General features: G+C 45.6%; 14 protein-coding genes and 2 pseudogenes. 8 read left to right on the forward strand and 8 right to left on the reverse strand.

Annotated elements, in window-relative coordinates:
- Nucleotides 1-49 precede the first annotated feature (49 nt).
- The 5 genes and pseudogenes from JO375_RS09895 to JO375_RS09915 all read right to left on the reverse strand — a co-directional run bounded on the left by JO375_RS09895 (nucleotide 50) and on the right by JO375_RS09915 (nucleotide 4,105).
- Nucleotides 50-1,537, reverse strand: a complete 1,488-nt coding sequence (locus tag JO375_RS09895; RefSeq protein ID WP_229524311.1) for an alpha-N-arabinofuranosidase — start codon at nucleotides 1,535-1,537, stop codon at nucleotides 50-52.
- Nucleotides 1,538-1,827: 290 nt separating this feature from the next.
- Nucleotides 1,828-2,094, reverse strand: a complete 267-nt coding sequence (locus tag JO375_RS09900; protein ID WP_229524312.1) for a hypothetical protein — start codon at nucleotides 2,092-2,094, stop codon at nucleotides 1,828-1,830.
- 57 nt (nucleotides 2,095-2,151) lie between these two features.
- Complete coding sequence (locus JO375_RS09905) at nucleotides 2,152-2,472, reverse strand: hypothetical protein (RefSeq protein WP_229524313.1); 321 nt, start codon at nucleotides 2,470-2,472, stop codon at nucleotides 2,152-2,154.
- Between the two features lie 74 nt (nucleotides 2,473-2,546).
- Nucleotides 2,547-3,255, reverse strand: a pseudogene (locus JO375_RS09910) (hypothetical protein).
- A 160-nt stretch (nucleotides 3,256-3,415) separates the two neighbouring features.
- Nucleotides 3,416-4,105, reverse strand: a complete 690-nt coding sequence (locus JO375_RS09915; protein WP_229524314.1) for a TerC family protein — start codon at nucleotides 4,103-4,105, stop codon at nucleotides 3,416-3,418.
- 351 nt (nucleotides 4,106-4,456) lie between these two features.
- Between JO375_RS09915 and JO375_RS09920 the strand changes: the two genes are divergently transcribed.
- Together JO375_RS09920 and msrA are read left to right on the forward strand one after the other, a co-directional pair.
- The gene (locus JO375_RS09920; protein ID WP_229524315.1) at nucleotides 4,457-5,074 is read left to right on the forward strand and encodes a TVP38/TMEM64 family protein; all 618 of its coding nucleotides are present in this window, start codon (nucleotides 4,457-4,459) and stop codon (nucleotides 5,072-5,074) included.
- A 177-nt stretch (nucleotides 5,075-5,251) separates the two neighbouring features.
- A complete protein-coding gene (msrA, locus tag JO375_RS09925) occupies nucleotides 5,252-6,223 on the forward strand; it encodes a peptide-methionine (S)-S-oxide reductase MsrA (protein ID WP_229524316.1) in 972 nt (323 codons plus the stop codon).
- A 95-nt stretch (nucleotides 6,224-6,318) separates the two neighbouring features.
- On the opposite strand, the gene JO375_RS09930 is transcribed toward msrA, so the two are convergent.
- From JO375_RS09930 to JO375_RS09940, 3 genes are all read right to left on the reverse strand, one after another.
- Complete coding sequence (locus tag JO375_RS09930) at nucleotides 6,319-7,122, reverse strand: lipid II flippase Amj family protein (RefSeq protein WP_322098727.1); 804 nt, start codon at nucleotides 7,120-7,122, stop codon at nucleotides 6,319-6,321.
- A gap of 159 nt (nucleotides 7,123-7,281) precedes the next feature.
- Nucleotides 7,282-7,986 (reverse strand): YitT family protein, encoded by a 705-nt coding sequence (locus tag JO375_RS09935; RefSeq protein WP_229524318.1) that lies wholly within the window; start codon nucleotides 7,984-7,986, stop codon nucleotides 7,282-7,284.
- Between the two features lie 465 nt (nucleotides 7,987-8,451).
- Nucleotides 8,452-9,342 carry a DMT family transporter gene (locus JO375_RS09940; RefSeq protein WP_229524319.1) on the reverse strand — a complete coding sequence of 297 codons (891 nt, stop codon included), beginning with the start codon at nucleotides 9,340-9,342 and terminating at the stop codon, nucleotides 8,452-8,454.
- Nucleotides 9,343-9,694: 352 nt separating this feature from the next.
- Between JO375_RS09940 and JO375_RS09945 the strand changes: the two genes are divergently transcribed.
- The 6 genes and pseudogenes from JO375_RS09945 to JO375_RS09970 form a co-directional block, all read left to right on the forward strand.
- Nucleotides 9,695-10,132, forward strand: a complete 438-nt coding sequence (locus JO375_RS09945) for a hypothetical protein (RefSeq protein ID WP_229524320.1) — start codon at nucleotides 9,695-9,697, stop codon at nucleotides 10,130-10,132.
- Complete coding sequence (locus JO375_RS24990) at nucleotides 10,125-10,301, forward strand: hypothetical protein (protein WP_377530592.1); 177 nt, start codon at nucleotides 10,125-10,127, stop codon at nucleotides 10,299-10,301. Before JO375_RS09945 ends, JO375_RS24990 begins: the two co-directional genes overlap by 8 nt.
- 108 nt (nucleotides 10,302-10,409) lie before the next feature.
- Nucleotides 10,410-11,237 (forward strand): GerAB/ArcD/ProY family transporter, encoded by an 828-nt coding sequence (locus JO375_RS24995; protein WP_377530589.1) that lies wholly within the window; start codon nucleotides 10,410-10,412, stop codon nucleotides 11,235-11,237.
- 133 nt (nucleotides 11,238-11,370) lie between these two features.
- Complete coding sequence (locus JO375_RS09960; RefSeq protein WP_229524321.1) at nucleotides 11,371-11,511, forward strand: hypothetical protein; 141 nt, start codon at nucleotides 11,371-11,373, stop codon at nucleotides 11,509-11,511.
- Nucleotides 11,512-11,529: 18 nt separating this feature from the next.
- Nucleotides 11,530-12,102 (forward strand): Ger(x)C family spore germination protein, encoded by a 573-nt coding sequence (locus tag JO375_RS25220; protein ID WP_452470879.1) that lies wholly within the window; start codon nucleotides 11,530-11,532, stop codon nucleotides 12,100-12,102.
- A 30-nt stretch (nucleotides 12,103-12,132) separates the two neighbouring features.
- A pseudogene (locus JO375_RS09970) lies at nucleotides 12,133-12,462 on the forward strand (Ger(x)C family spore germination C-terminal domain-containing protein); the annotation flags it as partial.
- Between the last annotated feature and the right edge of the window lie 3 nt (nucleotides 12,463-12,465).

A 12,465-nucleotide genomic window follows, 5' to 3' on the forward strand; every position in this document is an offset into this window, starting at 1 on the left:
TCCCAAACCAAATGATACAGTGAGCACTGCTTACATACCACAGCCTGGATTATTTCGGCGCAATGCTCAGCATCACTACCGACATCGGCGGCAATGTAACATCCAAATGCTGACCCTGCTGCTGGAAGGACGTAAAAGCTTCCTTTTTTACACGCTCCGGTTGGTCAAACGTATTATGTGCCTGCATTTCATCGCTGGCAAGAACAGTGCCGCTGATCTTCTTCATCTCTTCCAGCCCTCTCAGCTCCAGGCTTACATTTGCCGACTCGCCTGGATGGACATTGCACAAGCTGATATGAATACAACCATCCTGCGCCTTGGAAGCGGACACGCTGACCTGTGGAATGGAATCGCCATCGTATTCATAACGGTCTACTTCTGCATAAGTAGCGAGTGCTTGTGCATCCTGATGCACCTTGAACATTTCAAATACATGATATGTAGGTGTCAACAGCATAGCAGGACCTTCGGTCAGAACCATAGCTTGCAAAACATTGACCATTTGGGCAATGTTCGTCATCTGCACACGGTCATGGTGATTATGGAAAATATGCAGATGAAGCCCGGCTACAAGCGCATCACGCATCGTATTTTGCTGATACAGAAAGCCCGGATTCGTACCCGGTTCGGTAAGGAACCAGGTTCCCCATTCATCAACGATCAATCCGACCCGTTTGCCAGGATCATATTGATCCATAATGGCCGAATGCCGGGTAATCAATTCATCCATATACAATGATTTTTTCATCGTCTCAAACCATTCTGCTTCATCAAAACCGAGTGCCTGCCGTTTCTCTTCCCAACTGCCCGGAACCGTGTAATTGTGCAGGCTCAAACCATCCATAAGATGTCCGGCTTCCCGCATCAGCACTTCGGTCCAACGGTAACCATCCACATTCGCCCCGCCAGCAATCCGATAAATACGGTTATCGCCATAGTTGCGAACATAGGTCTGATAGCGGCGATACAGATCGGCATAATACTCTGGGCGCATGTTACCGCCACAACCCCAATTCTCGTTCCCCACTCCAAAATATTTGAGCTTCCACGGTTTCTCACGGCCATTTTCCTGACGCCATGAAGCCATGGGGGATTCTCCGTCAAAGGTCATGTACTCTACCCATTCCGACATTTCCTGCACTGTACCACTGCCTACATTTCCACAAATATAAGGCTCCGCATTTAACAGCTCACATAATTGGAAAAACTCATGTGTACCAAAGTGATTATTTTCAACCACACCGCCCCAGTGCGTATTTACCATTCTCTTGCGGTTTTCTTTCGGTCCAATGCCATCTTTCCAGTGATATTCATCAGCAAAGCAGCCCCCAGGCCAACGAAGCACAGGAATATTCAGCTTTTGCAGTGCCCCCGCCACATCGTTGCGGATTCCGTCCGTATTCGGAATCGGAGAATCCTGCCCAACCCACAAGCCTTCATAAATACATCTTCCAAGATGCTCGGCAAATTGCCCATAGATATTCTTGTTGATCACACCTTTTTCCCAATCGGTATTTACAATAATAGAACCCTTCACATCAAACCCTCCCCTAAATTATTTAAGCTTGCAGCATCTTTCACATACATGATTGCGCTTTCAAAAATAAAAATATGGCTCTTGCTATCGTTCCCTTTACCAGATAAAGCCTCGGCAACTCGTCAAGTCCAGCAAACATTTAATTAATACAAACATTAATAATTAAACAAAAGCATTTTACACGTTTAATATATTTTATTGTCTGCTATTTGTCAAACTTAAGCAAATGGCTCTATTAACGCAAAAAGTCTGCCATTCAGGCAGACTGGGGTATGATCACAGGATATTCCTTACCAACGTGACCCCCTGCAGCTGGGGCAGCTTTGGGTGACTGCCAAGGCACGCACACGTACAATGCTTCCGCTGATGCCGCATGTATGCCCGGCCAATAAATCTTCACATTGTGAGCAGGCCAACAGCCTGGCCTCGTACACTTCATCGTTCACACATTCCATTTTAGGTCTCATGTTGTTCAGAATTCTGGTCATTTGCTCTTCCGATATCGCAATATCTCTTTCACAGCCTTTACAGGTATTTGGCACCGATATATCTTCCATCGTCAGTTTACCCTCCCTATCAACCAGGTCCTAATTAGATGCAATGAAATAGCCTGCTTATTTTCGTTTCTGCGGAAGCAAGGCCGCCGCCTCGGATACCACCATCGCCAAGTCCTCATTTCCAAACATGGACAGCACCCCCAATACCGTATCGAGCGGAATATCGCCCGCTTCTTCGCGCGATACCGTCAGCTTGCTTACTCGCTGTAGACTCTCATTGCTATCCTGCTGCGGATAGGCTGCACGATACAGCTCCTCAGGCTCCAGTCCATGATTGATGCACCATTGTGCAAACACCAGAATCATCATATCCTCTTCCTGCTTATAATTTTCGATGATGGCATCTTCCAGCTGTTTACCACGATTATCCTCTACCATAATTCATTTCTCCTTCAACCTGTTCTCGCTGCCTGTTCGTCATGATCGCTGTTATTCGTTCAATTCATTGGGCACTAGTCATTCTGGTGATTGATCAATTCATCTGCCAGCATGTGGCTTGCCAGGACCTTTCCAGCACTTATGGCACACTCCTCTTAACAGTCAATATGCTCCAGAAAATGGTTCACAACTCCGGTGAAGCCCCGTCTGTGCAAAATCGTATCCCAACTTCCGAAGGCTTGCGTTAGCGGCAGCTTGCTTTTTTCCATAAAAACAGCCTGTTCCATATTGATGACTTCAGCAGAACGACCTGTCCCATGCAGTTCCAGCCTCTCGATGTCAGCTCCTGCCTGTCTGTTCATACTGTAACTGCCGAAGGCATTTCCCAAACGCACAGACCCGAACGAAGCTTCCAAATACCCTTCACTCGTCGTATCCAGATTACTGTGCAGCTGCTCATAATGATCGACGCCTAGCCACAATAGGAGGTCGAGCATGTGAATCAAATCATCATAAACCGTCTGCTCCGCAGGTCTCCGGTCATATCCGGTCCGGTGTTTAATCGGAGCACATTGGCCGAAGCCGCCCACTTCCTCCAGCCATGCTTTGGCCGCTACATAATGCGATGCATTGCCCCATAATGGAACTAACCGGCTCCTGTGAACGGTTCATGACACCTACGATGTCTACGCCTTCGTGCGTGGCCAGTAATGGCAAATATACTTTACGGGCAATGCCTCCCAGCCCTGCAAAAGCTACTCTTGTTTTCGTTTGCTTGTCCATATCATCGTCACCTCTAATCACCCATTTCATCTGTTGTCTAGTTTACATGGAAGTCTCCTGACAAGCAAAGAAAAGAGACCGTTCCGGTCCAGATGGACTTAACGGAACAGTCTCTAAGAATGAAAGTTCTGCTTAAATTACAATGTTTTAAAATACTTGCTTAAGCGTGAACCGCTTGGTTTTTTGTTTTTTCTGCTTTTATCTTTTTAACACGCAGCCCAATGGCTACAACCAGCACCACAATCAGGGCTTCAAAACCATATTTTATGACCCCATTTGCAAACCAATGTGCAATGAGCGGCTCGGCCACCACCATTTTCGCAGCCGTATAAGCTAATACAGCGGCTCCAATCGTAATGACGACCGGATAACGTTCTGTCAGTTTTAAGATCATCGTACTTCCCCATACCATAATAGGTACAGAGATCGCCAGACCGAGAACTACAAGCAGCATATCCCCATGGGCCGCTCCTGCGACAGCAAGTACATTGTCCAGTCCCATCATCGTATCCGCAATCATAATGGTACGGATCGCTACCCATATTTGATTGGCTGCTGAAATTTCGTGCTTCTTTTCTTCAACCAGCAGCTTGTAGGCGATATAGATAAGCGCAACCCCACCGATTAAGCGCAAGCCATAAATTTGCAGTAAATACGTAACCAATACTGTAGCAATCACACGGATGATAACTGCGCCAAGCGTTCCCCAAATAATGACCTTCTTTTGATTGACTTTGTCGACATTGCGAGCTGCCAAGCCAATGACGATCGCATTATCACCAGCTAGCACCAAATCAATGATAATAATGGATAGCAGTGCGGTAAAAAATTCAATTGACAAAAAATCCATACGTTTCTCCCACCTTTTTTCATTAATTTGGTATACTGTTCATAGTTCAGCGCTTATACTGAAAAAGCGCCGTTTCACGAAAATCCGAAAACGGCGCTTGACCCAAATTTGGCATCAAAAAAAGACCGTTTACCCGGATTCCGAAAATCCTGGCAAAGGTCTCGCTTACAACATTACGTTGCCAATAAAGCCGGGGATGTATAATCCCGTAATGACGACTTTACTCGTTGAGCTACTCCCCTTTGGGAACTATTGCTATTAGGGGCAGTATAGCATACATTTTGAGGAATGTGAACCCTATTTTTTCTGTATAAGCGATGAGCCTAACAGAGATATTGAAAGAGGTATGAAATGAAAAAATGGCTAATCGCCGCGGCTTATGTTTCGTTGCTCTCCATCGCGTTGATCTATAGATATGAATGGCTCGCCTGGGCGAATAAACAAGCTTCTTTCCCGACTCTGCTGCTAATCGCATTTTTATTTGCATTAATTCCGTTCGTTCCTTATAAGCTGATTATTGCTGCCATTGCTTATGCGACAGGTACCTGGCAAGGCGCTCTGATCTGCTGGCTCGGCACCACTGTGGCAGCACTGTTCGTTTATGGTACGGTACGGACCCTGTTCCGTGACAAAGGACGGACATATCTGGAGCGAATTCCTGCGTTGGGACGCTTGAACCGGGTTATGGAGCGGGAGCCGTTTGCTGCTGTACTGCTGGCTCGCCTAATTCCGGTCATCCCGCAGGCGGCTGTAAATGTATACGCTGGAGTGGCAGGTTTTCCGTTTTGGAGCTTTCTGCTTGGGACGGCAATCGGCAAACTGCCTGCAATTGGCGTATACGCTTATGCAGGTGGTACCATTGCGGAACATCCGGTTACTGGCTTGCTCATTTTGCTGTTGTATACTGTGATGGTGGGCGGCTGCTTTGTATTCTACCGAAGAAGGCTTCAACGTGCCAACAAAACATAGTGCAGCGAACCTGTACCTACCTGTAAGAAATGTAGGGCTACGCTTTTAAGGACACACGTAGCTGCTGAAGCGGTCAGTTCCTGACACTTCGTTGATTTTGCAAAAATGTCATATATAATTTAATTGTAAGCTATTTAAATATGAACTAAATTACAAACTCAGATTGGAGTGATAAATATGATCACCGACCATTCAAACACAGTGGAAAAAGCAACTTTTGCAGGCGGCTGCTTCTGGTGCATGGTTTCCCCTTTTGAGGAATTGCCCGGGATTTTAAAGGTTCGATCCGGCTATACAGGAGGACATACAGAAAACCCAACCTATGAGGAGGTATGCTCTGAAACAACGGGACATGTGGAAGCAGTACAGATTACATTTAATCCACAAGTTTTTCCGTATGAAAAACTGTTAGAACTCTTCTGGCAGCAGATCGACCCGACGGATGAGGGGGGACAATTCCATGATAGAGGCTCTTCCTACCAGACGGCTATTTTCTATCATAATGAAGAGCAACGAATCCAAGCAGAAGCTTCCAAAGAAGCCCTCGCCCGAAGCGGCCGTTTCGACAAGCTCATCGTTACTCCTATTCTGCCTGCGGCCACTTTTTATGAAGCGGAAGAGTATCATCAGGACTATCATAAAAAAAATCCCGCTCATTACAAGCGTTACCGCAAAGGCTCAGGACGTGAAGACTTTATCGAGCAAAATTGGTCGGACAAGATTGATAAGTCTGATCTTAAAAACAGGCTAACCCCTCTCCAATACGAAGTAACACAAAAAAACGCAACCGAGCGTCCTTTTCAAAATGAGTTCTGGGATCATGAGGATAAGGGTATTTACGTGGATATCGTATCAGGAGAGCCTTTGTTCAGCTCAGTGGACAAATATGATGCAGGTTGCGGCTGGCCGAGCTTTACCCGTCCTTTGCGTAGCTACAGTATCAAAGAAAAAACCGATCTCAGCCATTTTATGATCCGTACCGAGGTCCGCAGTCGTGAAGCAGACTCCCATTTGGGGCATGTATTTGACGATGGTCCAGGTCCAGAGGGTCTCCGCTATTGCATCAATTCCGCCGCACTTCGTTTTGTTCCTTTTAAGGACTTGGAACGTGAAGGATATGGAGCCTATAAGTCAATGTTTGAAAAGTAAGTAAATCACAAAAGCATCGTAGGCTGGCCCAAAAGCATCTTTAAACGGATGGCCTCGGGCCAGTCTTTTTTGATGTACAGCACATCACTATGCCCTCAGCCCATAATACATCCAAGCCAAACCGCCAGCGGTACCAGCAGCAGCTGTGCAAGCATGGTACCTGCCAAACGCGAGATGATCATCCAGCCGTACATGTTGTTCATCCGATTTAAAGGCAGCTCCCCACGCAGCGTTTTTTCCGACAAAACAGCCAAACGTGGATCAATTAACAGGGTCAACAGTACCGTTGCCATCCCATTGATTAGACCTGACGACATGGACATGGCCGTGCCTTGAGCGGGCCACAAGTATGAGGCGTACAAGGCAGAGACCACTCCCGTCGTATAAATCGCGGTAACCGTCATATTCAGCACAATAAGGCGTTTCGGTTTTGCTCCGCTTAACAGTGAGGCAAGCATGGACCAGGTAGGACGCTTTATGTAGTAGCGCGCATGCTTCCAGCGACTGCGCAGCATAATATGACGCACCAAAGCCGGAATAGATCCCGTTTGCTCCAAATGTACAACCCATCTGGCTGACATACGCACAACTGTCGGATATAACCCTATAGCGAGCATCGTTCCAACGGTTGCTGCCAGCAATACTCCATGCATATGCAGCTCCAAGCGGGTATCCGCTCCGCCTATTTTTGCCATGGCCTTGGCCTGATCGACCATTCCTCCCAGCAAAGGCCCCTGCGCCATATTGGAGGTACGCGAAATTAATAGCAGCATGCCAGCTACGGTTAACGCCAGTCCGATACGGCGCGCCCGCAAGCCTCCAAGCCGAAGAGCGTAAGACAAGCTATCTGTCGTATGTATGATGATGGTGAGCAGAAAAACAAATCCCCAAGCTAGCAAAAGCCCCACTCCTTTTCTGGTATTCATGCACATCATTATACGCTTTTTCTCAATACACATTTTACATTTTTTTCATTTCTTTATGGACGATCAAGGACTTAGACACAGCGAAAGGGTGTTACTCAAGAAGATTTCTCCTCCTGACGTAACACCCTTTCCTTATTGACGAAGGCTGTGGACGACCGGCACTGTTTTAGCGACTACCTTTGGGGCTGGAACAGCCGCAGGTAGTACCTTTTTCTCAGGCCGATGCAGTTGGAACGTTGTCGTCCATGTAATGATTTTCCCGGCGAGCCACACAGCCAGTATTGTAAACATTGTTTCCTTTACAGGCAGATATAATAGTGATAATCCCAGTACGATGATGTCACTGATGATAAACACGTTGCCAATTTTCCATCCGCGCCACTCACTGATCAGCAGGGACAAAATGTCGTCGCCCCCAGTTGCTCCACCGAATCGCAGTACAATTCCGGCTCCCAGACCAGTAAGTACTCCGCAAAGCAAAGCCGCTATTAGCAAATTGCCGTGCAGATCTATAACCAGCGTCGAATATTTTTCAAATCCTGCATAAAACACGGAAAATCCGACTGCTCCAATCAATGCCATCAGCATGAATCTTCTGCCCTTCAGCACCCATGCCAGCAGGATGACGGGGATATCCAGCAATAGCATACTCCACGCCGGAGATATGCCAAAGGCGTAATGTCCCAGCAGGGCCAAGCCTGCAAATCCGCCTTCTGACAAATGATTTTGAGCATTAATGTGATAGTACGTAAAAGCTAAAATGCATGTTCCGAGCAGCATGACAACAATCTGTCTCAGTGCTCCAATGTTCACGATAGATTCGTAAGTTTTCCTCATACAGGCTCCCTCGGTTTCTCGTAAGTTTGAAGTGGATGAGCCCACTCTTACGGAAACTTCCGGGTAAAATGTGCCTTGAGGACTTGGTCCTTCGCATGTACAATCCCCTCTTCCGCAGAGTTGGCTTTCGCAACTTGACGTTACTCCGCGGAAAAGCTAAGTATAAGACAGATCAAATCGTTTCCAAATCGTCCTTTGGGGAAGTATCCTTCGGGGACACATGGTATCCTGATCCTTTCTTTTTAGAATAAAACTCTGACATTTCTGTGGTACATGTAATTCTATAAACATTATACCACACCCTACCACTTACTAAACAGCTTGCTTTTTATGGCTGCACCATATTTTTTTTATTTTATGTGCGAGCATGCTTTATTGTATGTGCGGATTACCGTATTATACCAAAGGTTTGGCGAATGCCGTATAAAATAACTCCCGCCATCGTTTTACCTATTTACAGCCATACTATCCGGCTAGTTTTACTATTCTGCGCTGATTGGCCATAAACACACCTCCAAGGATAAGAGCCAGCCCGGCCAGAACGTTCCAGCCGATATACTCATTCAAAAGCAAAAAGCCCCATACAATAGCGCTCACCGGTACAAAATAAGTCACCGTAGAAGCAAATTCCGCACTTCCCCGCAAAATCATATAATTGAACAAAATATATGCTACTCCTGATCCCAAAATACCCAGCCCTATAAGGGAGCCAAACACATCAGGAACCAAGATAATCGACAAATCAGGCTTCTCCATAATCGCCATCATGATGCCACCCCCTACCGCCGCGCCTAACAGTGTGGCAAAGGTAGCATGGTACATGGACAGATTAGTGAGAATACGTCTGGATAGCTGTGTTCCAAATCCGTAGCAGAGAGTTGCAAGCAGCATACATCCAAAACCTATAGGATCCACAGAAATAATGGATACAGGATTAATCCCCAATAAAATAATAATCCCTATAAAAGCGAGGCACATTCCCAACCACTGCAGCCGATGAAACACGGCTCCGAAGAAGACAAGCCCCACCAGCATAGTCCAAATAGGTGTTGTAGCATTCAATACCGAAGCCATGCTGCTGGCTATTCTAGTCTCGCTAAAACCGATTAAGGTCCATGGTAAAACCATATTGACCATAGCTACCGGAATAACCGATTTCCACGGAATACTTTTGATTTGAAATGGCCTGCGCATAAACAGCATCAATAAGGCAATAAAAACAAATCCGAAGCTGGAACGGAGAAATACAATAGTCCACGGTCCTACTTGATGCAACAAGAGCACCTTTATAAATAAAAATGAACCACCCCAAATAAGGCTCAATAGCAATAACACCGCATACAACGAACGTGACAATATGTATACCCTCTTTCTCTACCTACCTTATGCTAAGTGTAGCGGCTGGCCACAGGTGATAACTCTCCCCTTTCAGTAACGCTTTCTCTTAGAATGTAGTTTTTTGTCCATTAGCTTAATATACCCCTTGTTTCACTGTCATCATAATCTAAGCAAAATTACTTTGCACCATGACCTGCTCGAATGATGCTTTCAGTCAACGTATAAAACAATCTAATTGGCTCTCCTGCACGTTTCCAATAATTGATGATTGCTTAGGATGGGAAAATACCTATGATGAGGTATAAAGGGAACATTTGTTCTGTATACTGATTATATACTGTATCCTTACTCCGAGTAAAGGAGATTTTTTATGACAAACAAAAAGCTGCTGAACAACAAGTGTAAAGCCCCCCGGCCTTCCGAAAAAGATACAGGGTTGATCAAGGCTTGTGTACTGTTGACCCTTGTGCTGGATGTATTAGAGCGGGACATACGTATTCTGAGTGCCTCTCCTTTAAAAATGCCCGATCTGTACGTTCGCAGCCTGACTGAAGTACAGCAGCGCGCAGCTGTTCAATTAGCAGAGACAAAAGCCCAGATGAAAAAGCAAGGGATTAAAATATACAGTGAAATCCGGAATCATGAAGGTGTAGAGGTTTTGTATTTATGCCGTGGCTATCAAAGGCGGTTTTTTATGCTTTCGTCATTCGCCCGCAGTGAAGTCAGACAGAAACTGGGACATTATCTGGGAATTGATCTGACCCAAGATGACCCCTTTGTAATGGATAATCCACCAGATCATGGATAAACCCAATTCATTTGGCACACATTATATGTATCTCATTCAAGAAGAGGATGCTCTCTTGACCAGACATGACGCAGCTTTGTTTGAATTAAGCAAAAATGTTTCCTTTATTGAGGAAACACTTTTTTGCACGGCAGATGATTCAGACACACATCCTGACGGCTTTATATGAACAGACTTGATACAAACTCTCATCAAATGTTCACCACCCTGAGCAGCCAAAAAGGATACGAACCTCCACAATGCTGCTGGTTCGCTTATTCAGGGATACTGCATTTCTATGATAGATGGTACGGAAGAATTCTATATCCTTTCCTCCGAAAAAACATACTCTCGCAGTACAGATGAACCGGAAAATGAAGGGGTTATTCGCGGGCCACACAACGGATTTATCGAGCAGTTATCCATCAATCTCAATCTGATTTGCAAACAAATTGTCAACCCGTCGCTAGTTGTACGATATTTTTATGTCGGGTCTAAAACGCGAACTAAAATTGCTATCGTCTATGTTCAGGACCTGGCTAATCCCGAGCTGGTGGAAGAAGTGAAAACGAGAATTAAAGCGATCTCCTCGGATATGGTCCTCCCTCCCTGTTTTATTCAAGAGTTTACGGAGGATAATCTTTTCTCCCTGTTTCCTCAACATCTCAGCACAGAACGGCCGGACCGGGTAACTGCTAATCTAATGGAGGGGCGGGTAGCGATTTTGGTTGAAGGCAGCCCCACCGCTTTGATTGTTCCGGTCTCTTTTTTGCATTCTACCAAAATGATAGAGGGCAAAAGTATGGGCAAGCTCAAGACAATTCTGGCAGCTAACGCGACCGTGGTCTTGTTGTATTGTTTTACGGTATTCATCTGTCAAACTGCATTTAGCCCCCAGCAGCTTGACTTAATGCCCGAGCCGATCATTTATTTGCTCAGGTCTATTCCGCTGGGAACGATGGATCGGGTCGACTTTATTTTCTGCCGCTTTGGCTCATTTCGATCTTCGGCCATAAGCGCCTACTATTATGCTGCGTCTTACGGAATAAGCTACCTACTCAAGCAAAAAAGTCACAAAAAAGCAGTTCCCTTTGTTGTGTTCGCCTCATGTATAATTGCTTATTAGCCCCAACGAAGAGAAGATTTCAAGGTCATTGGTTCCATAGCAAATAGTTCCGCTTATATTTTCCTGATTGTGCTCCCTTTTCTGCTGTTGATCTTGTCTTATATTTTCAAAAAAAAGGAGCAGAGCGCTTGGAATGCTGGCTCTACTCATTTTTACAACGGGCTGCTGGGATCAGGACAGCTTGAAGGATGCCAGATTAGCAAATGCAACAGCTTATGATCTCACTCCTGAAGGTATGCTGAAGCAAACGCTGGAAATTGTAGATGACTCTTAAAACAATCAGGGCAAAAGCATCAATGAAATTCATTCAGGCACCGGAAATTCTCGCCGGCAGAGTACAGACAAAATTCGGGCCAAAGTAACTGGGGATATCCGCTATTTCAAATACGGAGTTATTTTATACAATGCAAGCCTGGCCCGAAGAGATTTATACCCCTATCTGGATGTGCTTTATCGGGAGCCGGACTATCCAACCTCCCATGTCAAGGTAGCTGTTGTAGATGGGCCAGCCGGAGAAATCCTGGAACAACAAAGCATAGGCAGCCTTTTGATTGGTGAATTTATAACCAAAAAGATCAGGAGCCTCGAGGAGATGTGTGTGTTCCCTGAAATGACGCTGGAAACATTGCTCCCCCCAATGCTTGATCCGGGTCAAGATTTCGCACTTCCCTATCTTTCCAAAGAAGAAGAAGATGTTATTGCCCGTGGAATTGCCTTATTTCACGGGCAACGCTTCACCGGAAGCCTGGACACTGAGCAAGGGGCATTATACGTCCTGATGACTGGGAAATGGAAAAAAACAGCTCGTTTTGTAGAAAGAATACATTCTGGACCTGTCGGCGATGCGCAAAACTTTATTACGTAGACCAATAATCATAACGTCAAGCGCCACCGTGCAGTGAAGGTTCAGCGAGATGGTCAGATTGATGTGAATCTCAGTTTGAAACTACCTGTCACAATTGTTGAATATGCACAAGACCATCTTCAAGATAAAGCCAATGTAAAGCGTCTGAACAATCAGCTTTCCGAGATCATGACCCAGGATGCAGAAAAAATTATTCGCACGCTTCAACAAAGCGGATGTGATGCCTTTGGCATAGGCAGACACTTGATTGCCTACTATCCAGCCGTATGGAAAAGAGTGAATTGGGAAAAAGAATATCCCAATGTCCGTATTCATCCACAGGTCACTGTCACTATTGTCGGAAACGGTATTCTAAACTAGACT

Source organism: Paenibacillus farraposensis, from assembly GCF_020736845.1.
GTDB lineage: Bacteria > Bacillota > Bacilli > Paenibacillales > Paenibacillaceae > Paenibacillus > Paenibacillus farraposensis.

Coding starts and splice junctions, on each gene's coding strand:
- JO375_RS24995 (WP_377530589.1), top strand. CDS start 10,410: ATGATAGATGGTACGGAAGAATTCTATATCCTTTCCTCCGAAAAAACA.
- JO375_RS09945 (WP_229524320.1), top strand. CDS start 9,695: ATGACAAACAAAAAGCTGCTGAACAACAAGTGTAAAGCCCCCCGGCCT.
- JO375_RS09900 (WP_229524312.1), bottom strand. CDS start 2,094: ATGGAAGATATATCGGTGCCAAATACCTGTAAAGGCTGTGAAAGAGAT.
- JO375_RS09935 (WP_229524318.1), bottom strand. CDS start 7,986: ATGAGGAAAACTTACGAATCTATCGTGAACATTGGAGCACTGAGACAG.
- JO375_RS09920 (WP_229524315.1), top strand. CDS start 4,457: ATGAAAAAATGGCTAATCGCCGCGGCTTATGTTTCGTTGCTCTCCATC.
- JO375_RS09960 (WP_229524321.1), top strand. CDS start 11,371: ATGCTGGCTCTACTCATTTTTACAACGGGCTGCTGGGATCAGGACAGC.
- JO375_RS09905 (WP_229524313.1), bottom strand. CDS start 2,472: ATGGTAGAGGATAATCGTGGTAAACAGCTGGAAGATGCCATCATCGAA.
- JO375_RS09915 (WP_229524314.1), bottom strand. CDS start 4,105: ATGGATTTTTTGTCAATTGAATTTTTTACCGCACTGCTATCCATTATT.
- JO375_RS24990 (WP_377530592.1), top strand. CDS start 10,125: ATGGATAAACCCAATTCATTTGGCACACATTATATGTATCTCATTCAA.
- msrA (WP_229524316.1), top strand. CDS start 5,252: ATGATCACCGACCATTCAAACACAGTGGAAAAAGCAACTTTTGCAGGC.